The 22,378-nt window shown below is 56.5% G+C and carries 19 protein-coding genes; 4 read left to right on the forward strand and 15 right to left on the reverse strand.

The window, feature by feature from the left end:
• Window positions 1-8 precede the first annotated feature (8 nt).
• The 9 genes from mraY to namA all read right to left on the reverse strand — a co-directional run bounded on the left by mraY (window position 9) and on the right by namA (window position 11,377).
• Window positions 9-971: a phospho-N-acetylmuramoyl-pentapeptide-transferase gene (mraY, locus tag ACFSOY_RS12595; RefSeq protein WP_386047140.1), complete on the reverse strand. Its 963-nt coding sequence runs from the start codon at window positions 969-971 to the stop codon at window positions 9-11.
• Window positions 972-1,003: 32 nt separating this feature from the next.
• Entirely contained in the window at window positions 1,004-2,392 is a 1,389-nt protein-coding gene (locus ACFSOY_RS12600) for a UDP-N-acetylmuramoyl-tripeptide--D-alanyl-D-alanine ligase (protein ID WP_386047141.1), read from the reverse strand.
• Window positions 2,389-3,867 carry a UDP-N-acetylmuramoyl-L-alanyl-D-glutamate--2,6-diaminopimelate ligase gene (locus ACFSOY_RS12605; protein ID WP_386047143.1) on the reverse strand — a complete coding sequence of 493 codons (1,479 nt, stop codon included), beginning with the start codon at window positions 3,865-3,867 and terminating at the stop codon, window positions 2,389-2,391. The genes ACFSOY_RS12600 and ACFSOY_RS12605 overlap by 4 nt, the downstream gene beginning before the upstream one ends.
• Before the next feature lie 83 nt (window positions 3,868-3,950).
• Entirely contained in the window at window positions 3,951-5,888 is a 1,938-nt protein-coding gene (locus tag ACFSOY_RS12610) for a stage V sporulation protein D (RefSeq protein ID WP_386047144.1), read from the reverse strand.
• A gap of 138 nt (window positions 5,889-6,026) precedes the next feature.
• The gene (locus ACFSOY_RS12615; RefSeq protein WP_386047146.1) at window positions 6,027-8,246 is read right to left on the reverse strand and encodes a penicillin-binding transpeptidase domain-containing protein; all 2,220 of its coding nucleotides are present in this window, start codon (window positions 8,244-8,246) and stop codon (window positions 6,027-6,029) included.
• Window positions 8,246-8,632: a septum formation initiator family protein gene (locus tag ACFSOY_RS12620; RefSeq protein WP_386047148.1), complete on the reverse strand. Its 387-nt coding sequence runs from the start codon at window positions 8,630-8,632 to the stop codon at window positions 8,246-8,248. Before ACFSOY_RS12620 ends, ACFSOY_RS12615 begins: the two co-directional genes overlap by 1 nt.
• Window positions 8,633-8,668: 36 nt before the next feature.
• Window positions 8,669-9,616, reverse strand: coding sequence for a 16S rRNA (cytosine(1402)-N(4))-methyltransferase RsmH (rsmH, locus tag ACFSOY_RS12625; protein WP_386047150.1), 948 nt, complete (start codon window positions 9,614-9,616; stop codon window positions 8,669-8,671).
• Between the two features lie 45 nt (window positions 9,617-9,661).
• On the reverse strand, window positions 9,662-10,093 hold the full coding sequence (gene mraZ, locus ACFSOY_RS12630; RefSeq protein WP_386047152.1) for a division/cell wall cluster transcriptional repressor MraZ: 432 nt from the start codon (window positions 10,091-10,093) through the stop codon (window positions 9,662-9,664).
• A gap of 264 nt (window positions 10,094-10,357) precedes the next feature.
• Window positions 10,358-11,377, reverse strand: coding sequence for an NADPH dehydrogenase NamA (namA, locus tag ACFSOY_RS12635; RefSeq protein ID WP_386047154.1), 1,020 nt, complete (start codon window positions 11,375-11,377; stop codon window positions 10,358-10,360).
• Window positions 11,378-11,525: 148 nt separating this feature from the next.
• Here namA and ACFSOY_RS12640 point away from each other — a divergent pair, with 148 nt between their 5' ends.
• Entirely contained in the window at window positions 11,526-11,858 is a 333-nt protein-coding gene (locus ACFSOY_RS12640) for a winged helix-turn-helix transcriptional regulator (RefSeq protein WP_386047156.1), read from the forward strand.
• Window positions 11,859-12,080: 222 nt separating this feature from the next.
• Window positions 12,081-13,271: a GNAT family N-acetyltransferase gene (locus ACFSOY_RS12645; protein WP_386047158.1), complete on the forward strand. Its 1,191-nt coding sequence runs from the start codon at window positions 12,081-12,083 to the stop codon at window positions 13,269-13,271.
• A 243-nt stretch (window positions 13,272-13,514) separates the two neighbouring features.
• Here ACFSOY_RS12645 and ACFSOY_RS12650 read toward each other — a convergent pair whose 3' ends face one another.
• Complete coding sequence (locus ACFSOY_RS12650) at window positions 13,515-14,483, reverse strand: ketopantoate reductase family protein (RefSeq protein ID WP_386047160.1); 969 nt, start codon at window positions 14,481-14,483, stop codon at window positions 13,515-13,517.
• Between the two features lie 194 nt (window positions 14,484-14,677).
• Here ACFSOY_RS12650 and ACFSOY_RS12655 point away from each other — a divergent pair, with 194 nt between their 5' ends.
• Complete coding sequence (locus ACFSOY_RS12655; RefSeq protein ID WP_386047163.1) at window positions 14,678-16,321, forward strand: peptide ABC transporter substrate-binding protein; 1,644 nt, start codon at window positions 14,678-14,680, stop codon at window positions 16,319-16,321.
• Window positions 16,322-16,382: 61 nt separating this feature from the next.
• Here the strand turns inward: ACFSOY_RS12655 and ACFSOY_RS12660 are convergent, their stop codons facing one another.
• From ACFSOY_RS12660 to ACFSOY_RS12680, 5 genes are read right to left on the reverse strand one after another with little or no spacing between them, the layout of a single operon-like run.
• Entirely contained in the window at window positions 16,383-17,912 is a 1,530-nt protein-coding gene (locus tag ACFSOY_RS12660; protein ID WP_386047165.1) for an acyl-CoA carboxylase subunit beta, read from the reverse strand.
• Window positions 17,913-17,937: 25 nt separating this feature from the next.
• The gene (locus ACFSOY_RS12665) at window positions 17,938-18,771 is read right to left on the reverse strand and encodes an enoyl-CoA hydratase (RefSeq protein ID WP_386047167.1); all 834 of its coding nucleotides are present in this window, start codon (window positions 18,769-18,771) and stop codon (window positions 17,938-17,940) included.
• Window positions 18,772-18,786: 15 nt separating this feature from the next.
• Complete coding sequence (locus tag ACFSOY_RS12670; RefSeq protein ID WP_386047629.1) at window positions 18,787-19,695, reverse strand: hydroxymethylglutaryl-CoA lyase; 909 nt, start codon at window positions 19,693-19,695, stop codon at window positions 18,787-18,789.
• Between the two features lie 51 nt (window positions 19,696-19,746).
• On the reverse strand, window positions 19,747-19,962 hold the full coding sequence (locus tag ACFSOY_RS12675; protein WP_386047169.1) for an acetyl-CoA carboxylase biotin carboxyl carrier protein subunit: 216 nt from the start codon (window positions 19,960-19,962) through the stop codon (window positions 19,747-19,749).
• 43 nt (window positions 19,963-20,005) lie between these two features.
• The gene (locus ACFSOY_RS12680; RefSeq protein ID WP_386047171.1) at window positions 20,006-21,349 is read right to left on the reverse strand and encodes an acetyl-CoA carboxylase biotin carboxylase subunit; all 1,344 of its coding nucleotides are present in this window, start codon (window positions 21,347-21,349) and stop codon (window positions 20,006-20,008) included.
• Window positions 21,350-21,465: 116 nt separating this feature from the next.
• Here ACFSOY_RS12680 and ACFSOY_RS12685 point away from each other — a divergent pair, with 116 nt between their 5' ends.
• Complete coding sequence (locus tag ACFSOY_RS12685) at window positions 21,466-22,374, forward strand: hypothetical protein (RefSeq protein WP_386047173.1); 909 nt, start codon at window positions 21,466-21,468, stop codon at window positions 22,372-22,374.
• The last annotated feature ends 4 nt before the right edge of the window (window positions 22,375-22,378 follow it).

Consider the following 22,378-nt stretch of genomic DNA (forward strand, 5'->3'; position numbering starts at 1 on the left):
TCACCTTCTTATTTGAGATACAATACGAGCGCAGAGACGGCGAGGCACAGGCCTGCCGTCCAGAACGTGCCGACCACTCGCCACTCCGACCAGCCGAGCAGTTCAAAATGGTGATGCAGCGGGCTCATCTTGAACAGGCGCTTGCCAAACGTCTGAAAGGAGATCACTTGCAGGATGACCGAAAGCACTTCGACGACGAACACCCCGCCGATCAGCACCAGCCAGATCTCCGTCTTGGTCAGAATCGCGACCGTCGCGAGCGCGCCCCCGAGCGCCAAAGAGCCCGTATCGCCCATGAACACTTTTGCCGGATGCACGTTGAAGACGAGGAATCCGATCAGCCCGCCGACCATCGCCGCACAGAAGATCGCCACCTCCATGTTGGACGTCCACCATGCCAAGATCGCGTAGGAGCCAAACGCGATCGCCGTCGTCCCGGCAGCCAGACCGTCCAGACCGTCGGTCAGGTTGACCGCATTGGAAGAGGCGATCACGATCAATACCAAAAAGGGAAGATAGAAGAAGCCGAGATCCCACTGCACATCGAAAAACGGTATCGAAATGGTCATATCGATCATGCCAGTATAATACATCACCACATAGAGCACGACACCGACCAAGATCTGACCGATCAGTTTCTGCCGCGCCCGAAGTCCCAGGTTGCGCTTGAGCGCAACTTTGATGTAATCGTCTAAGAAGCCGACCGTGCCGTACGCCAGCGTCACGAAGAGCAACAGCCACAGCTCAGGCGACAGTTCGGAAAATTTGATCGCGGTGATCGACATGGCGATCAGGAAGATCACGCCCCCCATCGTCGGGGTGCCCGCTTTTTTCTGATGTCCTTGCGGACCTTCTGCGCGGATCGCCTGCCCAAACTTCAAGCGGCGCAAAAACGGAATGAACAGCGGAGCGAGCAGCAGGGCGATCACAAAGCTAACCCCTGTCGTCCACAGCAAAATTTGCATATCCATGACCTCTGGTCCTCCCTTACCTTTACAACCAATCAGACTAAAGCTCGCACGATCTCGACAAACTTCATGCCGAGCGACGCTTTGCAGAGCAAGATCGCTCCATCCCCTTCATCGTCCGCATGCTGGCGCAACACCGCCTGCAGATGATCGACAGTCTCCTCTCGCTCCGGGAAATGATAGATGCGCTCCGCAGGGAAACCGCTCTGTCGCGCGCCGAGCGCGATGTCAGCAGCCAGCTCGCCGACGCAGACCAGCTGGTCAAACGGCATCTCGGCTAAAAAAGCGCCGATCTCCTGATGCATACGCGCCGAATCTGGCCCTAATTCCAGCATGCCCCCGAGCACCGCCACCTTAAAACCGCCGGTCATCGATGCGAACATCGACAGCGCTGCTCGCATCGATGTGGGCGATGCGTTGTACGCATCGTCGATGACCGTTCCCCCGAGACGTGCCCGTTTGACTTCGAGTCGACGTGCGGTCAGCGACGCTTTGGCAAGCCCCGCCCGAATCTGCTCACCGCTCATGCCCAAGGCGCGTCCGACCGCGACCGCTGCCAACCCGTTGCCGAGCTGGTGCTGCCCCATCACCGGCAATTCATAGCGCGTTTCATCGCCGAAAACGGAGAAGCGAGAACCGCGAACGCCGAGGTTTTCCACCTCGACCGCCTGTACGTCGTTTCCATCCTCAAAGCCAAACCAGATCCGCTCCGCCTTCGTCTTTCCAGCAGACGCGCGCAGCAGCGGCTCATCTCCAAACAGGATCGCCTTGCCGCTCGCAGGCAGCCCCTCGATCAGTTCACACTTCGCCGCAGCGATTCCTTCCCGTGAACCGAGATATTCGATATGCGCTTCTCCGATGTTGGTGATCACGCCAAACTCTGGCGCTGCCAGCTGTGTCAGCAGCTCGATCTCACCGGCGTGGTTCATGCCCATCTCCAGCACCGCGACCTCGGTGCTCTCCTCAAGCGAGAGCAGCATCAGCGGCAGGCCGATATGGTTGTTCAGATTGCCCTGCGTCTTCTGCACGCGAAACGCTTCGGCGAGGACGGTTGCGATCATATCTTTGGTCGACGTCTTTCCGTTGCTCCCCGTGATGCCGATGACGCGCACATCGAGCGAGCGGCGATAGGCGGCAGACAACCGCTGCAGGGCGAGCAGCGTGTCGTCCACTTCGATCAGGGCCAGCGAGGTGGACGGATGCGGACGCCCCGCTTGCCAGAGCGCGACCACCGCGCCCTGCGCTTCCGCCTGCAGCAAAAATTGGTGCCCGTCAAATCGCTCTCCCACCAGCGGAATGAACAGCTTGCCGGTCATCTCGCTCCTCGTATCGGTCGCCACACCGCTCGCCATCAACTCTGGCGAGCCTTGCAACAGACTTCCTGCCACCATCTCTGTCAGTTCTGCAACGCTTTTGCTGATCATTTTGCACCTCGAATCGCAAGCTGCGCGATCTCACGGTCATCAAAATGAGATTTCGTCTTGCCGATGATCTGATACGTCTCATGCCCTTTGCCAGCGATCATGATCACATCGCCCGCCTCCGCCTGCGCCACCGCAAAGCGAATCGCTTCGGCGCGGTCGGTGATGCGCACATATCGACCGGCCGCATCGCTCACGCCAGCCTCCATATCGTCCAAAATCAGATCTGGATCTTCTGTGCGCGGGTTGTCGGAGGTCAAGATGGCAAGGTCTGAGTAGGAGACGGCGATCTGCGCCATCAACGGCCGCTTGGTGCGATCGCGATCTCCCCCGCAGCCGACGACGCAGAACACCTTGCGCTTGGCGAACTCCCTTACAGTCTTCATCGCATTTTCCAGCGAGTCGGGAGTGTGCGAGTAGTCGACGATTACCGTGAAGTCCTGCCCGGCCTGCACCGTCTCAAACCTGCCGTTGACGCCAGAGATCGACTCCAGCGACCGTTTGATCTCGGCGAGCGAGATCCCTTCCGCCAAGCATGCGCTCATCGCAGCCAGAGCGTTGTACACATTGAACTTCCCGGTCAACTGCAGCGCAAAGCGCTCGCGACCAAAGCGGCTCTCCACGTTGAACGACACGCCAGCAGCTTCGACAACCACATCGAGCGCGCGCACATCGGCCGGCTGATCGATCCCGTAGGTGATCACCTGCGCAGTCGTCAGATCGCGAAAGCACTCAGATGCTGGATCATCCGCATTGAGCACAGCCAGCTTGTTGCTGTGCGCCTCGTCCCGGTAGGTGTTGCCCAGGCGAGCGAACAGCTTCCCCTTCGCCTGCCGATACGCTTCCATCGAACCGTGGAAGTCGAGATGATCTTGGGTCAAGTTGGTGAAGATCGCGATATGATAGTCGGTGCCTGCTGAGCGCTTCAAATCGAGCGCATGCGAGGACACCTCGGTGATCGGATATTCGGTACCGACCTCGCGCATCCGATAAAACAGTTGCTGCAGGTCGAGCACATCTGGCGTCGTATTCGCCATCGGGATCTCCTCATCGCCGATTCGAGCCATGATCGTGCCGATCAGACCGGTCCGCTTTCCCGCATCGCGCAAGATCTGATCGATCAACAGCGTGGTCGTCGTCTTCCCGTTGGTGCCGGTGACCCCGATCACCTTCATCTCCTTCGAAGGATGACCGTAAAAAACGGACGCAAGCACCGCAGCCACCGCCCGTGTATCCGGGACGATGACCTGCGGTGCGGAGATTCCTTCGATCGCATCTTCTACCACGACAGCAGCAGCGCCCGCTCGCGCCGCCTGCTCGACATACTCATGACCGTCCACCGTATAGCCGCGAAGTGCAAGAAACAAGCTTCCCGGCCCTACTTGGCGCGAATCGGCCGTCACATTTATGATTTCGACATCATCTTGACCGATGACGTTTTTGAACAAAATCGGAGAGATCAATTCTCTGAGCCGCACCGGAGTTCCTCCTCTTGCTTACAAAAAAATACGCGCTGTCAAACACTCTCATTATTAACCAAACCACTCGCTTCGCACAAGGCTTATCGGGCAGGTTTATCGGACAGGTACAGCCGTACCGTCGAGCCAGGTGGCACTTTCGTCCCCGCAGCAGGCTGTTGTTCGACGATGTAGCTCCCCGTGCCTGCCGTCTCCACTTTGAGCTGCAAGCCAGAACCGTACATCTCCTTCTGCGCCTCCTGCACGGTCATCCCAGCGATCGGCGGCACTTCGACCGGCTTGACGTCCGTATATTGGTATTCGCGCTTCAAGCCGCCCTTGCTCGGCTCCACACCGAGATAATGCAACGAATCGCCGAGGATGTTGCCGACGACCGGAGCTGCGATCACGCCCCCGAACACCAGTGGCGCTTTCGGATTGTCGATGGCGATGTAGGCGACGAGCCGCGGATTGTCGACAGGGGCCATCCCGATAAAAGATACGATGTAATGGCCCGATTTATAAGCGCCGTTTTCTGCAACTTGCGCAGTTCCCGTCTTTCCCCCCACGCGAAAACCTTCTAAGAACGCATTTTTACCAGACCCGCGAGCCACGACCGATTCGAGCGTCTCCCGCACCTGTTTGGCTGTGTTCTCCGAAACGACGCGGCGCACCACCTCTGGCTGGACCTGCTCGATCACCTGATCGGTCTCAGGATCGCGCCACTCTTTGACCAGGTGCGGCTTCATCAGCTCGCCTCCGTTGGCGATCGCCGACACCGCCATCACCTGCTGGATCGGCGTCACCGCAACACCTTGACCGAACGAGGTGGTCGCAAGCTCCAGCGGACCGACATTCTCCAGTCGGAACATCACGCCTTTTCCCTCGCCGGGCAGATCGATCCCCGACTTTTGCCCAAAGCCGAACTGATCGATATAGCGAAACAGCGTCTCCTTGCCCAATCGCTCTCCCATCAGCATAAAGCCCGGGTTGCACGAGTTCTCAACAACATCGAGCATCGTCTCCGAACCATGCCCCCCCGCCTTCCAGCAGCGGATCTTTCTGCCCGACACCTCATAATAGCCAGGATCGTAAAATCGATCGGTCAGCGAGATTTTTTTCTCCTCCAAGGCGGCTGCCAGCGTGACGATCTTAAACGTCGAGCCCGGCTCAAAGTTTTTCCAGATCGACAGATTGCGGTTATACGTCTCCTGCGGATAGCTGCGATAGTTGCCCGGATTGTAGGTCGGATAGTTGGCCAAGGCCAAGATCTCGCCTGTTTTCGGATCGGCGACAACTGCCATCACGCCGTCCGGATTATATTTGGCGACCACATTCTCCAGTTCTCGCTCAACGAATGTCTGAATTTCAGCATCGAGGGTCGTCACCAGTTTTTGGCCGTCTTTTGGCGCCACATATTCATCGTTTTCCTGCGGCATCTCCTGCCCTTTCGCATTGGCGAAGAAGGAGATGCGACCTTTTTCCCCTTTTAAGCGATCATCATACCAGCGCTCGATCCCGGTCAGACCTTGATTGTCCACGCCGGAAAACCCGAGAACATGCGCAGCCAACCCCTCATGCGGATAGTAGCGCTTGCCCTCCTCGGTCACATGGACGCCCGGCAAGCCCATCGTGCGCACTTGCCTCGCCTTCTCATCGGTGATCTTGCGCCCGCCCGGCTGCAGATAGACCAGCAAGGTGCGCTTCGAAATCGTCTGCAGCACCTTTTCATACGTCATGTCTAACACCGGTGCCAATTGTCTGGCGGTGCTCTCCTTGTCTTTGACCTGCGATGGGATCACGACGATCGTCGGCGCGCTTCCATTATAGGCGAGCACTTCGCCGTTTCGGTCGGTGATCACACCCCGCTTCGCTTCCACCGGGATGTTCCTCCGCCAAAGGTCTTCCGCCTGCTCGGTCAGCCAGGGCGCCTGGATCATCTGGACGTAGCCAAGGCGAAGCACCAATGCGCAGAACACCGCGGCCAAAGCTATGAGCACGATCACGAGTCGCTTGCGAATCACTACGTTGGACACTCGCAAAACAGGACGCCTCCTTTTGCAAAAACATCGGTACGATCTGGTACAACCATTACCAACGTTATGCAAAAAGGCAGCAGACAAGTACATATTGTCCGAAACGTCACAACTTGTACATCTCAACATAGAAAGCCCGCAGCGTCAAGACTGCGGGCTGAGTGTGATTTTTACAGCTGTGCCAAACGGTACCAAAGTGCCGGGGGCAACCTCTTGCTTCGTTACATAGCCAAAACCGGTCGGGTCGATCTTCAGCTGCAAGAGCGACAGCGTCTCGATCGCTTCTCGCAGCGATTTCCCCTTCAGGTCAGGCATTTTTACTTTGCCTTGGGCGCTGTCTTCCGAGCCGTAGTACAGCTTGACCACCGCACCCACCGGCACCTGTCCACTGCCCGCTTCCGGCCACTGACCGGTCACTTTCGCACCGTCGCCGACACCATCGAGCTTCAGCTTGTATTTCTCCGCTGTCTTCGCCGCCCCCTCCGCTGTCGAACCGACAAAGTCGGGCACATCGACGAACGCCTTTGGCGCCTCCGGCTGTTTAGGATCCTGCTGCACTTTGCTCGGATCGGCCTGCTTGCCTGGCCCCTGATCGCTGAGATCAGCAGGCACTTGATAGTAGCGCAGCGCATTTTCCAACACGACTTTCCCCGAAGGCTCGGCAATGTAGGAGCCGTACATCAACGGCGCGTTCTGCGACGGCTGGTCGACCGTCACATAGACGAGGAACTTCGGTTTTTCCTTCGGTGCGAATCCGATGAAGGACAGCCGATACGCATCGCTTAAGTAACCGCCCTTCGGGTCGGGCACCTCGGCCGTCCCCGTCTTCCCCGCCACATGGTAGCCTTTGATGTAGCCGTGCGACTGCTCTTCGTTGGCGATCGTCTCTTCCATCACGTCGCGAACGGTGCTGATCGTCTCTTCGCTGGCAACTTCGGTCAGCACGTTCGGCTTGACTTCACGCGTAGTCGCTCCCGTCTTCTGGTCGCGAAACTCCTTGACCACGTGCGGCTGATACACTTTGCCTCCGTTGGCGATCGCCATCATCGCAGCCACCTGCTGCATCGGAGTGACCGAAACGCCCTGCCCGAACGAGGTGGACGCCAAGTCTACATCGCGCATCTTCTCCACATTAAACAGGGTGGACTGCTCTTCGCCCGGCAGATCGATCCCCGTCTTCTTGTCAAAGCCGAAGTCGTACAGATAGCGGTACAGCGCTTCTTTGCCCAACTTCTGGCCGATTTTGACAAAACCGACGTTCGAGGAGACGTACACGCCTTTGCGATAATCGATCTCGCCCCAGCCGATTTTGTTCCAGTCGGAGAACTTCTCACCGCCGACGAGGATCGAGCCCGATTGAAACTTTTCATTCAGGTCGAGCTTGTGCTCAGCCAAGGCTGCGGTCAGCACGAACGACTTAAAGGTGGAGCCTGGCTCGAACGCGCGCAACGCCCAGTTGTTCCAGAGCGATTCTGGCTCTGCCTTCGCATATTCGGCCGGGTTGTAGGTCGGCCGATTGCCAAGCGCTAAAATCTCCCCGTTGTTCGGGTCTGCCACGATGATCGATGCATGCTTCGGCTTGTATTTGGTGACGATGTTGTCCAGTTCCTCTTCGACAAAATGCTGAATCATCGAATCGATCGTCAGCACCAGATCTTCACCGTCGACAGCCTGCTTGGTGATCTCCGGCTGATAGCTCGGCAGCGGGTTGCCATCACGGTCGGTGTAAAACACCCGCTCCCCCGCTTTGCCGGTCAAGTATTCGTTGTAGAACGATTCGACGCCCGCAAGGCCCGTCTCTTGACGCGCCTCCTCGTTGACACCGAAGTAGCCGAGCACATGGGAAGCAAAATTCCCGTTGGGGTAGCGCCGAATATCTTTGCGAATGGTGGAGATGCCGCGCATCTTCTTCTGCTTGTGCATCTCTTCGATCGCATCATGAACGGAAGAGTCGACCTTCATCCCTTTCGGACCGATGCCGACCGCAGCCGTCTTCTCGGCCGCATGTTTGGCCGGGTCGATATACTCCATCAGCTCCGCCTCGGTCATGCCGACCAGAGGCGAGAGAAACTGCGCGTACATCTCCGGCGTCTCTTCCCATTCTGTCATCGTCTTCGTGTTGACCGAGACGCTGATCTCGTAAGCGACGCCGGTGAGCGCCAATTTGTTGCCGTCGCGGTCATAGATCGTGCCGCGCAGCCCTGGAACTTTCTCTGTCGACTGAATCCAGTCTTCCGCGCGCTGCGACAGATCGTCCGCTTGAGCGACTTGGATGTACATCAGCCGAAATGCAAGCGTGAGCATGCCGGCAAACAGACCGAACCGCAGCAGCCGCACCCGCTTTTTAAAAACCGGCTCGCTCATCAGTTGCGGCTCCCCGGCAGCAAGATCAGATTGTCATCTCCGACCATCTTCATCCCGAGCTTGTTCGATGCATATCCTTTGATGCGCTCCGGCGATTCCAATTCCAGCATCTGCTGCTCCAGCTTCAGCTGTTCATCCTTTAGCGTCTGCAGCTCGCCTTTTTGCTTCTCCACCGCGTAGTTGATGTCGACCATCGACGCATAGCGCGAGACGAGTCCGAGCGCGACGACGATACAGACCAAGATGGTCCCCAACCACTTCAACTTTTCTTTCGCTTCCTGTTTCGATCTTTCCGAGCGGGGAGCGACTCCCGTCTTCGGTTTCACTTGCACCGTCTCTTGCTGTTTGGGCAAAGGACGCGCGAGATTATCTCGGTACATCGACATCTTGATGACTCCCTTCTCTTCTCCCAATCGACCCGTCTAGAGTTTCTCGGCGATCCGTAATTTGGCAGAGCGCGCCCGAGGGTTGTGCGCCAGTTCCTCTTCAGAAGGCAGGATCGGCTTGCGGCTGACCAGCTTCACCTTCGGTTCATTGTTGCATTGGCAGATCGGTAGCTGCGGCGGGCAGATGCACCCTTTTGCCGCATCCTGCAACGCGAGTTTCGCGATGCGATCCTCAAGCGAATGGAAGGTGATGATCGCAACGCGGCCACCCGGATTCAACACCCGAATCGCCTGCTGAATCGCTTCGGCAAACACGTTCAGCTCATCGTTGACCGCAATGCGGATCGCTTGAAACGTCCGCTTGGCCGGATGTGGACCTTCGCGGCGGGCGCCGGCAGGAATGGCCGCCTTGATGATCTCGACCAGCTGTCCGGTCGTCTCGATCGATCCTTTTGCTCGCTCGCGAACGATAAATTCTGCGATGCGCTTCGACCATTTCTCTTCCGCATATTCGAACAAAATCTTTGACAGTTCATCTTGGCTATACGAATTCACAAGATCATGCGCGGTAAACGGTTGTGTCTTGTCCATGCGCATGTCCAGCGGTGCGTCGTGTTGGTAAGAAAAACCACGCTCTCCCTCGTCCAGCTGCGGCGAGGAGACGCCGAGATCAAAAAGCACCCCGTCCACGCCGGACAGACCTTGCTCCTGTACGATCTCCTCTAATCGGCGAAAATTCGAGTGGACGATCGTGAAGCGGTCGCCGTACGGCGCGAGCACTTTTTCAGCATTGGCGATGGCGGTCAGGTCTTGGTCGATCGCGATCAGGCGACCAGTCGGCGAACTGGTCTGCAAGATGCGCCCCGAATGTCCCGCTCCACCGAGCGTGCAATCTACATAGATATGGTTAGGCTTCGGTTGCAAAGCCTCCACAGCCTCATTGGCAAAAACGGATACATGATGAAATGTGGTTTCTTCTGTCATGGGAATGCTATCCACCTCTGTTCTAACAATGGTGATGTGTCGTGATTACAGATCTAAATCTACAAGTTTTTCTGCAATTTCCCCGAACGTATCGGCTGCGTGTTCCGCGTACGCTTCCCACACCTCTTTCGCCCAAATCTCCACCCGGCCTGAGACGCCGATCACGACACAGTCGCGATGCAGCTTCGCATATTCGCGCAGGTTGGGCGGAATGTTGGCACGCCCTTGCTTGTCAAGGTCGCACTCGGTCGCACCCGAAAAGAAAAAACGGGAAAAGGCGCGTGCATCCGCTCTGGTAAATGGAAGACTTTTCAACTTCGACTCTATCGTCTCCCACTCACTTCTTGGGTATACGAACAGACAGTTGTCCAATCCTCGGGTGATCACAAACGACGCACCAAGTCCTTCCCGAAACTTAGCCGGGACGATCAATCGTCCTTTTTCGTCGATGCTGTGTTGAAATTCACCCATGAACATGGTCTGTTCACCCACTTTACGGATAGATACTCCACTTTCCCCCACTTCCCACCACTTCGACGTATATTCTGTCCACCATATAGAAATCCTTCCTTCGCCAGTGCCAGATTGGCATGATTTTTGCCTTGTCAACAAAAATGATTCTCTAGTCGCACGAACATACTTTCGAGTTTTATGACCTGAGGTTGACGAACAGATGCGAACAGAAAAAATGGAGCATCGCAGGAGACGATAGTTCGTCTCATCCCACGATGCTCCATTCGATTAAAAAGCTCTGCTGTATACGTTCGGAAGCTCAAGTTCTGCCCGAAGCTCCAGCGCCGCCGATTTGGCATAATGCGGGTTGCGCAGCAGCTCCCGACCGATGGCGATCAGATCGGCGCGCTCGTTTCGCACCGCCTCTTCTGCCAGAGCCGGATGTTCGAGGATGCCGACTGCGATCGTCGGGATGTTCGCGCCGCGTCTGATCGCTTCTGCAAAGGACAGCTGATAGCCAGGATAGATCGCAGGTGGTGCTTCCGGCAACGATCCACCCGAGGAGACGTCGACCAGATCGACACCCGCCGCCTTGAAGTGCTTCACCATCTCGATCATCTCGTCCAGCGAGTACCCTTCTTCCGAATACTCCACCGCCGACACGCGCATCAGCAGAGGCATCTCCTCCGGTATCACCGCCTTGATCGCAGCGATGACCTCCTTCGCGAAGCGCAGGCGATTCTCCATCGATCCGCCATACTCATCCTCGCGCTTGTTGGTGATCGGCGAGAGAAACTGGTGGATCAGATACCCGTGCGCACCGTGGATCTCCACCGCATCAAACCCTGCCGTCACCGCCCGCTCCGCAGCTTGGCGAAACTTTTCCACGATCTCGGCGATCTCGCCGCGGCTCAACGCGTGCGGCGTTTGGTAGCGCTCGAAGCGCGTATAGGCGGAAGGGGCAACATTTTGCTCCGGCGTCTCCGCTTTCGTCCCGGCGTGTGCCAGTTGGATCGCCATCTTCGCTCCATAGCTTTTGCCAAAGTCGACGATGCCTTTCAGCCCGGCGATGTGCTGGTCCGACCAGATGCCCACATCGCGCGTGGAGATCCGCCCGCGCGCCTCGACGCCAGACGCTTCGATCATCACCAACCCCACCCCGCCGATCGCGCGCGCTCCGTAGTGCACAAAGTGCCACGGTGTCACCGTTCCGTCCTCTTGCGCCTGATACTGGCACATCGGGGACATCATGATTCTATTTTTAATTTCCAGCCCTTTTATCGTATATGAGTCGAACAAACCTGCCATTTGCCAAACCCCTCTCTGATTGGTACTCTATACCTAAGACAAAAATAGCAAAATAACTTTTCTAAGTAAAGTAACATTTTTTTAGATAGTACACTGTCTTTCGTGCTATACTACTCCATATACTACACAAAAAAGAAGGTGGGGAACGATGGCACAGGAACAAAATGACTGTTGCCCAATCGAAGTGACCCTCGGTATTATCGGCAAAAAGTGGACCGTTCTTATCATCCGCGAGCTTTTTGACGGCAAAAAGCGATTTTCCGAAATCTCAGCCAGCCTGCCGATCTCATCGAAGCTGTTGACCGAACGACTCAAAGAATTAGAAGAGCACGGAATCATCAACAGGACCCTCTTCCCAGAGATTCCGCCGCGCGTTGAATACACCCTTACCGAGAGTGGCAAGACGCTCTCAACCGTTCTGGACGCCCTGCGAAATTGGGGAGCCAGCCACTATACTGCCCATTGTAACCAGGAAAAATAACGCGCAATGACCCGTTGTCTGCAATCGCCAGGCAGCGGGTTTTTTGCTGGTTGATCGCCCATTTGATCGTATCGAGCACCGTTACCCGCAGCTTGAACTGCACTTTTTATCGAATGCCTTGCAAAATTTCCCCGACAGCAAAGCGCTGCCGGCAGATTCGGAGAGGTAAAAAAATCCTGTTTGCCGAACTTAACAACAACGAATAGAAAAGGTGGGAATCGCATGACGATTGAGATTCGCCCGATCCAAGATCAGGAGTGGGAGCGCTATTGTCTGATCCGTTCTGAGTCGTATCACCAGCTCAGCCCGGAACAGGCGCTGTCGCTCCGCAGTCGAACCAACTTAGCCGACACGCGCTGCCTGTTTGTCGACGGGGAGATGCAGATGACAGGACGTCTCTACCCATTCACACAATATCTACATGGTCGCGCACTGCCGATGGGCGGCATCGCGGCGATCGCCTGTCAGCTGGAAGCGCGCGGGCAAGGCCATGTCCGGGCCTTGCTCTCCGCCCTGCTGCACGAGATGAGAGAACAGGGAATCCCCGTCTCCTGTCTGCACCCGAGCACCTATGAGCTGTATCGCAAGTTCGGCTATGAGATCGCCTGTGAAAAAAGGCATTTTAAGCTCCCTTTCCAAACGAAGCTGCTCTCACAAGCGCCCGACAAGGCGGACGGACGTGCCGTTCGCGGCGGTGAGGAAGATCACAGCACGCTAAAAAAACTTTATGAGCGCCACGCGAGCGAACAGAACGGCTACCTCAAGCGCCGAGATGAGGAGTGGCTCAAGATCTTGGACAACCCGTTCACGCAAACGAAACCGCGCATCTACCTCTGGCTCGATCAGCAAGAACAGCCACAGGGCTACCTGATCCTGCAACAGCAGGAGGAACAACAGCTTGAGATCACCGAGCTGATCGCTTTGACCGGCGCTGCCCTTCGCGGGCTCCTGTCCTTGCTGGAGCGCGACAATCTGCTCAGCTCTTGGGAGTGGGAGACGAATCTCGACTCGATTCTGCCCTCGTTGCTCCACGACCCCAAGCAAATGGAGTCGAAGTCGGTCAACTGGTTTATGGCGCGCATCGTCGATGTGAGTCGCGCGTGGGAGATCACTTCCCCAGCAGCGAAGATCGGCAAGATCAACCTGCAGGTCATCGATTCGTTTGCACCGTGGAACGAAGGTATCTGGCAGGTGTCGGTGCAACAGCCTGGGGAGGCGGCAGTATCTGCCACCGACAGCAGTCCATGCGCCAGTGCTGACATCGGGACTTGGACGCAAATTTTCTACGGCTATCTTTCGATCGATCAAGCACTATTTCTCGGGAAATTATCGCTGCATGACCCGGAACAGCTTCCCTTTCTGCGCAGTTTGTGGGCAACCGCTCAGCAACCGATGCTGATCGACTATTTCTAAAGCATATCGAAAAGGGCAGGTCTCACGAGGAGGCCTGCCCTTTATTTGCAAAAAAAGCGATCGACAAGCACGAATGCTCATCGATCTCAATATGGGGTCACTTATAAATCGCAACGTTTACGATTTACATACGGTCATTATACAGTCCGTTTTCCGAGTTGTAAATAGCCAATCCTGAATTTTATTCAGTATATAACCCGAGTGAAATTCAGGGTGATATTTTAAATAAATCGCAATTACTTGCTACAAATCTGCGCGAAACGCCTCGAACAACCTCTTCAACTCTAACGATGTCAATTCGAAGCGATTTGTTTCACATTTTTTGATAAAATTTTTGAGAAAAAGATTGTGCGGTACAGAAAGCCCCGCCGCTTCTGCGATCTGCACGATAACACCGCACATCGCATCGATCTCTGTGCGACGACCGAGTCGCACATCTTGGAGCATCGAGGAGGTGTTTTCTGCCGTATGTCTGCACACGTCGAGCACGCGCTCCATGCTGTCGCTCAGCTCAACTCCTGCAAGCTTCGCCACCGCTTCCGCCTCCTCCACCGCCGCCCGCATCAGCGGAAGCACATCTGGCTCGCGCAACAGCTGTCCATTTTTCACGCCGAGCAGCGCGGTAAACGGGTTGATTCCGATGTTGACCATCGCTTTGCGCCAGATTTCTCGCTGAATCTCGGCAGACGGCGTGATCACAGGCGCACAGCTGGCGAGCACATCTGCCCACCAGTCTGCCACCTCGCTCCCCGCTTCGATCGCGCCGATCACCGTCTGCCCTCGCCCTTTGTGCCAGACTTTCGCCTCCCCTTCTGCGATCGCGCCGTGCGTCGTCAGCGCCACCGCGATCTGCTCCTGCGCCACATCGCGCGCCAACGTCTGCGCATTGCCAAGCCCATTTTGCAAGGAGAGCACAGGCACTTTGCGGTTCAAGGCACCGATCTGCCGTGCAGCAGCCGCTGTGTCATAGCTTTTCACCGTCACGATCACACCGTGCGCCTCAGCTAGACGCTCGCTGCCCCCTGTCGTCGCCTCGACCGCCAGATGATGGGCTCTCCCCTCCAGATCCACATAGGTCAGCCCCTGCTCAGAGAACGCTTTTGCCTGCGCTTCCCGCCGACAGACCAGCAGGACATCATGTCCTGCGCTGGCCAAGAAAAATGCGAACAGCCTGCCGATCGCACCTGGACCGATCACGCCAATTTTTTTCATAAGCTTCCTCCTCAAACGATCGCTTCTATCTTCGATGCTAGCCAAAGACTGACAGGAGATCAAGCTTGGAGCGTCACCGATCGTCCCGTCCGCTCACTCGGCCGCCTGATTCCAAATTCACATCCACAGTTCATTAAAATATGGTAATCTATATAAAGGAAATCTCACAAGACATTGTAACTGGGGGTTTGTGCATGCGGGCAAAAAAATGGCTCACCATCGGGCTATCCTGCTCCCTGCTTTCCGGAGTGCTGATCGGCTGTAGCTCTTCCGAAACTGGGGAGTCTGGAAAAGATAAAGATAGCCAAGACCAACAAATTTTAAATCTAGTGCTTTCAGATGAACTGCCGACGATGGACGTATCTAAGGCGACCGACAATTTGGCGTTCACCCTCTTCTCCAATGTCAACGAAGGCCTCGTTCGTCTCGACAAAGATGGCAAAGCATCGGAAGGATTGGCCGAAAAGTGGGAAATCTCCAAGGACGGCCTCACCTATACGTTTCATCTGCGCGACAACATCAAATGGTCAAACGGGGACCCGGTGACCGCGCAGGACTTTGAATACTCATGGAAGCGCACCTTAAACCCAGATACTGGCGCTCAGTACGCGTTTATGGTGGGTTGGGTAAAAGGTGGACAAGCATACAACGAAGGCAAGGGAAAGGTCGAGGACGTCGGGGTCAAAGCGCTCGATGAGAAGACGCTCGAAGTAAAGCTTGAGAACCCGTTGCCCTTTTTCATTGAGCAGATGGCATTTCCCACCTTTTTTGCCCAAAATCAAAAGTTTGTCGAAGCATCGGGCGACAAGTACGGCTCGGAGAAGGATAAGATCCTCTTCAACGGTCCTTTTACGATGACCGACTGGACGCATGAACAATCGGTCACCCTGCAGAAAAACGATAGCTATTGGGATCGCGACAAGGTGAAGCTCGAACAGGTCTTTTTGCAGATCGTCAAAGACAGCAACGCGGCTGTCAACCTGTACGAAGCAGGCCAAGTCGATCGCACCTCGCTGATGCGCGACCAGGTTGACAACTACAAAGGGAAGCCCGACTATGCTGAACAGCCGGAGCTTGCCACCGGCTATCTCTCCTACAACCAAAGCGTGAAAGCGCTTCAGAGCGCCAAAGTGCGCCAGGCGCTAACCTGGGCGGTCGACTGGGAGACCTATGCGGATGTGATCTACCACAACGGCTCCAAAGCGCCGACCGGCTTCACCCCCTTCGGCACGTCTGACGGACAAGGGGGAGAGTTTGCCAAAAATGTGGGCGACCTGCTCAAGCTGAAAGAGAATCGACCAAAAGCGAAAGAGACGCTGGCTGCCGGACTGAAAGAGGTAGGCGTGAGCAGTTTCCCGACGCTGAAGCTGATGGTTGATGAAGGGGATGCCGGGCGGAAGTCGGGGGAGTTTATCCAAGAACAATGGCGCAAAAATTTGGGGATCACCGTGGAGATCGATCCGCTGCCGTTCAAATTGCGCCTGCAAAAGTCGCGGGAGCACAATTTTGACATTTCGCTCGGCGTCTGGATCGCCGACTACAACGACCCGATGACCTTCCTCGACCTGCTCGTCACCGACGGTGGCATCAACTACGGCGGTTGGAGCAACAAAGAGTATGACGCGCTGATCAAAAAAGCGCAGCAGGAGCCCGACACCAAGCGGCGCATCTCGCTCCTACAGGATGCGGAAAAGCTGCTGATCCAAGAGATGCCGATCGCGCCGAACAACTTCCGCGCTCGCGCATATGTCACCAAGCCTTATGTGAAAAACTTCCTCTGGCGTCCCTTTGCGATCGAATACGATCTGAAAGAGACCTACATCGAGGGCAAAAAATAGATCGACCAACAAGAAGTGAGACATAACAAAACCCCTTCTCCGCGGAGAAGGGGTTTTTCGTTTAGACCGGATACACCGGGTGCTTGCGATCGGTAAACGGTGCGTACTTGCTGCTGTACAGCTCATAGCGGCGGATCAGCTCGCCGCGCAGCTCGTTCGGATCGATGATCGCGTCGACGATCATCTCGCTCGCCAGCTTATAGATGTCGATGTCTTGGCGATACTCTTCACGCTTCGCTTCGATGAAAGCGGCGCGCTCTTCCTCTGGCAGCTCGGCGATCTTGTTCGCATAGACCGCGTTGACAGCCGCCTCAGGGCCCATGACGGCGATCGAGGCGGTCGGCAGGGCCAGACATGCGTCCGGTTCGAACGCCGGGCCTGCCATCGCATACAGGCCTGCACCGTACGCTTTGCGAACGACGACCGAGATCTTCGGCACCGACGCTTCCGACATGGCGGAGATCAGCTTCGCCCCGTGGCGGATGATTCCGGCGCGCTCCACTTTCGTCCCGATCATAAAGCCAGGCACGTCGGCGAGGAACAGGAGCGGGATGTTGAACGCATCGCACAAGGTGATAAACTTCGCCGCTTTGTCGGAGGAATCCACAAAGAGGACTCCGCCTTTGACGCGCGGCTGGTTGGCGATGATGCCGACCACCTTGCCGTCGATGCGACCCAGTCCGGTGATCAGCTCTTGCGCGAACAGCTTCTTGATCTCAAACCACGATCCTTCGTCGATCAAGCGGTTGATCAGGTCGTGCATGTTGAATGGAGCGTTCTGGTTTTGCGGGATGATCTCGCCGAGCGCTTTTTCAAACGATGCGATGTCTTTCCCTTCTGCTGCTGGCGGGAGCTCGCCATAGTTTTGCGGGAAGTAGCTCAGATAGTTGCGAGCCGATTGGATCGCCTCTTCCTCATTTTTCGCCAGCACATCGCCAACGCCGGACACTTGGCAGTGCATGCGGGCGCCGCCCATCTCCTCAAGGCTCACTTTTTCGCCGATGACCATCTCGGCCATGCGCGGAGAGCCGAGGTACATCGACGCATTTTTGTCGACCATGATCACGATGTCACAAAATGCGGGAATGTACGCGCCACCTGCTGCCGATGGACCGAAGAGCACGCAAATCTGCGGCATCCGGCCGGAGAACTTGACCTGGTTGTAGAAGATGCGCCCCGCTCCGCGGCGGCCTGGAAACATCTCGATCTGATCGGTGATGCGCGCACCGGCCGAATCGACCAGGTAGATCATCGGGATGTTCATCTTTTCGGCCGTCTCTTGGATGCGGATGATCTTCTCGACTGTGCGCGAGCCCCAAGAGCCCGCTTTTACAGTCGAGTCGTTCGCCATGACTGCCACCGTGCGGCCATGAATGCGACCGAGGCAAGTCACCACGCCGTCAGCCGGGAGATCTCCAGCCATGAAGTTTGCGAACGCGCTGTCCTCGATGACAAACTCGTCGTCAAACAGCAGGCGCAGACGGTCGCGAACGAACATCTTCCCCTGCTCCCCATTTTTCTGGTGATACTTGGGTGCGCCGCCTTGCTGGACTTTTTCCAGCCTCTCTTGCAATGTTTTATCAAAAGACATTCTTGTTGCTCCTCTCCAGCGCCCTTTACTCGCCCTTGTAGACGGGCGGACGTTTTTCTTTGAACGCCTTCAGCCCTTCCAAGCGGTCTTGGGTCGGCATGATCACTTCATACGCGTTCTGCTCGATCGAAAGGCCGGTCGCCAGATCGACTTCAATTCCTTTGTTGATCGCAAGCTTTGCTTGGCGCACCGCGAGCGGGCCATTTTTGGTGATCAAAAGCGCAAACTCCTGTGCTTTCTGCAACAGCTCTGCTGGCGGAACGACCGCGTTGACCAGACCGATCTGCTCCGCCTCTTCTGCCGAGATACGGCGCGCGGTCAAGATCAGCTCTTTCGCTTTGGCCACGCCGATCAGACGCGGCAAGCGCTGCGTGCCGCCTGCCCCCGGGATGATCGCCAGCGCCGTCTCCGTCAAGCCAAACTGCGCTTTTGTCGATGCGACGCGAATGTCTGCCGCCAAGATCAGCTCCGTTCCACCGCCAAACGCGACACCGTTGATCGCTGCGATCACCGGCTGTGGCATCGCTTCGAGCTCATTGACCGCCGAGCGAATCAGGTTGATGTGCTGGCGGGTCTGCGCCAGATCCATCTGGCCGCGCTGAATCAGGTCGGCGCCCGCACAAAACGCTTTTTCTCCGGCGGCGGTGATGATCAGCACGCGCACCTCCGGGTTAAATTTCAGATCGTACAGCGCATCGAGGAACTGCTCCAGCATCTCGACCGAAAATGCGTTTGCCGCTGCAGGGCGGTTCAAAGTCACCGTCGCCACACCTGCGCTGATCTCCGTCTGCACCAGCCCTTTGCGCTCCTCTTGCAGCTCCGTTTCACGAAAATTGCGGATGTTCGGATCGAATGGCATCTGCTCTCCCCCTTCCTACGATGGACAAGCGTCCGCAGCAGCCTGCAACGCATGGCTTGGGAGCGATCGCCCGATCTTCGCTTGAATCAGCTTGGCCGCCTCCATGATCTTCTCGCCGTCCACGCCTGTCGAAATGCCCATCCCGTGCAACATGTACAGCAGATCGTCTGTCGCCAGATTGCCCGATGCGCCCGGCGCGTAGGGGCAACCGCCAAGACCGCCAAGCGAGCTGTCAAACGTGGTGATGCCCATCTGCAGCGAAGCGAGGACGTTCGCCATCGCCGTCCCTCTGGTGTCGTGGAAATGCATCGCCAGCTTCTCGGCCGGCATCGTCTGCAAGAGCAGGGCGAGCAATTCTTGCACTTGGCGGGGATTGGCGACGCCGATCGTGTCGCCGAGCGACAACTCGTCGATGCCCATCGCCAGCAGTTGCTCCGCCACATAGGCGACCTGCGCTCTGTCGGTCACCCCTTCATAGGGGCAACCGAAGACGGTGGAGAGGTAGCCGCGAACGATCTTGCCCGACTTTTTCGCCTCGGTGACCACCTCTTGCAAGATCGGGAAGGTCGCATCGATGCTCTTGTTGATATTCTTCTGGTTGTGCGACTCGGTCGCCGACATGAAGACGGCCACCTCGTCGAGATCTGCCTGCAAGGCGCCATCCAGCCCGCGCATGTTCGGCACGAGCGCCGAATAGGTCACGCCAGGCGCGCGCGTGATCCCTTTCGCCACCTCAAGCGCATCTGCCAGTGCTGGAATCCATTTCGGATTGACAAAAGAGGTGATCTCAATGTGCTTGAGACCCGTTTGACTCAATCGATCGATCCATTGGATCTTATCCTCCGTCTTCACGATCTCCTTTTCGTTCTGCAGACCGTCGCGCGGTCCCACCTCTTTGATCGTGACCGCAGAGGGCAAGTTCATCATCATCCACCATCACACCTCTCTACCCGGCAAAGGCGCAGTTTGTCTCGACTAGTCTTCTACGACGACGAGCACGTCGCCCTCGTTGACAAAGCCGCCTTCTTCACATTTGATCTCCTTGACCGTGCCGCCAAAATCGGCCGCGATCGGAATTTCCATCTTCATCGACTCAAGGATCACAACGTCTTGCCCTTCTTCGACCGTATCCCCCGGCTTCACCAATACTTTCCATACGTTTCCTGCCATGCTTGCGGTGATCTCTGTCATCTGTTTTTCCTCCTCAGTTTTCGTTCGGTTTCGTTTGACATCACTATTTTTTCTGAATGTGTTTTGCCACAAAATCGGTGGTCGTATCCCCTGCGTGGAACGCCGCGTGTGCCATCACTTCGCGCAGCATCGGGATGTTCGTCTTGATCCCTTCCACCCGGTAATGATCAAGCGCCTGTTGCATGCGGGAGATCGCTTCAGTCCGGTCTTTCCCCTTGACGATCAGCTTGGCGATCATCGGATCGTAAAACGGGGTGACTTTCGAGTTGGGCCCCACCGCGAGCTCGTTGCGCACAAAATCGAATTGCGGCGCTTCGAATGCGATGATCTGGCCGGGGCTCGGGAAGAAGGTCTTCGGATCTTCTGCGTAGATTCGCACCTCGATCGCGTGTCCATCCATCTTGATCTCCGCTTGCGAGTAGCCGAGCGCTTCGCCAGCTGCGATGCGCAACTGCTCAGCCACAAGGTCGAGCCCAGTGATCGCTTCGGTTACCGGATGCTCCACTTGCAGCCTGGTGTTCATCTCCAAGAAATAGAAGTTGCGGTGCTTGTCGACCAAAAACTCGATCGTTCCCGCATTGCTGTACCCGATCGACTTCGCCGCTCGAACGGCCGCTTCTCCCATCTGTTGGCGAAGCTGTGCGTCGAGGAAAGGCGACGGGGCTTCTTCGACCACCTTTTGGTGGCGGCGTTGAATCGAGCATTCGCGCTCCCACAGATAGACGGTGTTGCCCTGCTGATCGGCTAAAATCTGCACTTCCACATGGCGCGGCTCCTCGATATATTTCTCAATGTACATCGCATCATCGCCGAAAAACTGCTTGGCGCGGTTCTGGTTGCCCGCATACGCTTTGCGCAGCTCCTCATCCGTATGGACGACCTGCATGCCGATGCCGCCGCCGCCGCCCGAAGCTTTGAGCATGACCGGATAGCCGATCTCGTTGGCAACGCTCACGCCCTCTTCTTCATCTGCGAGCGGACGGGCGATGCCTGGCACGACCGGAACTTCCGCCGTTATCATCGCTTTTCTCGATTCGATCTTCGAGCCCATCGCTGCAATCGCTTCCACCGACGGACCGATAAATGTGATGCCAGCCGATTGGGCACGCAGTGCGAACCCGGTGTTTTCAGAGAGCAGGCCATAGCCTGGATGAATGGCTTCTACACCTGTCTCCTGACAGATTTCTAAAATGCGATCAACATTCAGATAGCTCTGCGCAACCGGAGGCGCGCCGACGAGAAACGCTTCATCCGCCATCTTGACGTGCGGGGCTTCTGCATCCGCTTCCGAATAGATCGCGACTGTTGAAATGCCGAGCAATTTGCATGTGCGGATGACGCGGCAGGCGATCTCGCCGCGATTCGCAATCAACACTTTACGGAACATTTTGATATGCCCTCCTCTAACCTGTTCGTACGGACGACTTCCTTGTGACGACTTCCTTGTATGTGTAGTTGTCCCCTGCGATGGGAAACCTACCGCATGAAGAGGTGATTAGGATTATGAAAAATGAACGAATCATCACTCATTTTCAATCGTATAGGACTGCTCATGATTGCGTCAAGGACTTGACTCCCTATTTTGCCGGAAGAATTTCGATCATGACCTCCAACCCGATGCAAAGCGCGGAGGAAACGCCGAAAGTTTCGCGCGAAAATCAGGAATATGAGATTCGCGACCGAGCAGCTGAAGCGAGCATGGTGGAGAACCTCTCGGAGATCGGTGGCATCGCGCTCGGCACGGTCGCCTATCTGGTGCCCGGTCTTGGCCCTGTGCTCTCCGGAGGCCCGATCGTCGGAAAAGCGGTCGGCGACACGGTGGGATACTACCTGAGCTCGGAGATGAGCGAAGTGCGTGACGAGCGAGCGCGGCGCGCAAACCGCCCTCAGCCCGCGCGGAAAAAAGCTGCTGATGGCGAGTGCGCCACCGGTTCTTTCTTTTTGGCGGTCGATACGTTTACGGAGGAAGAGGCAGATTTTGTGACCAACGTGATGGAACAGCATGGGGGAAAGGTGTCGAAGATGTTGCTCGATCCGAGCGGTGATGATTCTCCAGCGGAGGAGGAGATTCGCTACGTGCCTCCCGATGCGGAAACGCGCTACATCGCAAGCGCCAATCGGTCGGGCGAGGTCTGTTTGCAGTCTGCAGATCACCAGGCGCTGGAGGTCGCGCGCTCGCCCGAATCCCTGCCGGAAGATGACACAGACGATCGCCTTCGCGCACAGGAGAGCGCGAGCGAGGTGGAGGCCGATCGAGCTGCGCCTGCTGCAAGCGGCTACGATCTCGATCCGATCACGCCGCTATCCCCCCAAGGGTGGATCGATCCGAACATCGGGCTGGGCAGCTACGACCTTCGAGTTCCCATCCTGCAGGAGCAGGACGACATGGCGCCACCCGAAAACAGAACCTAGGGGG

Origin of the sequence: Tumebacillus lipolyticus (assembly GCF_042682745.1) — a bacterium.
Taxonomy (GTDB): Bacteria; Bacillota; Bacilli; order Tumebacillales; family Tumebacillaceae; genus Tumebacillus_A; species Tumebacillus_A lipolyticus.

Coding starts and splice junctions, on each gene's coding strand:
- ACFSOY_RS12665 (WP_386047167.1), bottom strand. CDS start 18,771: ATGCCATTCGATCCGAACATCCGCAATTTTCGTGAAACGGAGCTGCAA.
- ACFSOY_RS12655 (WP_386047163.1), top strand. CDS start 14,678: ATGCGGGCAAAAAAATGGCTCACCATCGGGCTATCCTGCTCCCTGCTT.
- namA (WP_386047154.1), bottom strand. CDS start 11,377: ATGGCAGGTTTGTTCGACTCATATACGATAAAAGGGCTGGAAATTAAA.
- ACFSOY_RS12615 (WP_386047146.1), bottom strand. CDS start 8,246: ATGAGCGAGCCGGTTTTTAAAAAGCGGGTGCGGCTGCTGCGGTTCGGT.
- ACFSOY_RS12640 (WP_386047156.1), top strand. CDS start 11,526: ATGGCACAGGAACAAAATGACTGTTGCCCAATCGAAGTGACCCTCGGT.
- ACFSOY_RS12650 (WP_386047160.1), bottom strand. CDS start 14,483: ATGAAAAAAATTGGCGTGATCGGTCCAGGTGCGATCGGCAGGCTGTTC.
- rsmH (WP_386047150.1), bottom strand. CDS start 9,616: ATGACAGAAGAAACCACATTTCATCATGTATCCGTTTTTGCCAATGAG.
- ACFSOY_RS12620 (WP_386047148.1), bottom strand. CDS start 8,632: ATGTCGATGTACCGAGATAATCTCGCGCGTCCTTTGCCCAAACAGCAA.
- ACFSOY_RS12670 (WP_386047629.1), bottom strand. CDS start 19,695: ATGAACTTGCCCTCTGCGGTCACGATCAAAGAGGTGGGACCGCGCGAC.
- ACFSOY_RS12660 (WP_386047165.1), bottom strand. CDS start 17,912: ATGTCTTTTGATAAAACATTGCAAGAGAGGCTGGAAAAAGTCCAGCAA.
- mraY (WP_386047140.1), bottom strand. CDS start 971: ATGGATATGCAAATTTTGCTGTGGACGACAGGGGTTAGCTTTGTGATC.
- ACFSOY_RS12600 (WP_386047141.1), bottom strand. CDS start 2,392: ATGATCAGCAAAAGCGTTGCAGAACTGACAGAGATGGTGGCAGGAAGT.
- ACFSOY_RS12645 (WP_386047158.1), top strand. CDS start 12,081: ATGACGATTGAGATTCGCCCGATCCAAGATCAGGAGTGGGAGCGCTAT.
- ACFSOY_RS12685 (WP_386047173.1), top strand. CDS start 21,466: ATGAAAAATGAACGAATCATCACTCATTTTCAATCGTATAGGACTGCT.
- ACFSOY_RS12680 (WP_386047171.1), bottom strand. CDS start 21,349: ATGTTCCGTAAAGTGTTGATTGCGAATCGCGGCGAGATCGCCTGCCGC.
- mraZ (WP_386047152.1), bottom strand. CDS start 10,093: ATGTTCATGGGTGAATTTCAACACAGCATCGACGAAAAAGGACGATTG.
- ACFSOY_RS12675 (WP_386047169.1), bottom strand. CDS start 19,962: ATGACAGAGATCACCGCAAGCATGGCAGGAAACGTATGGAAAGTATTG.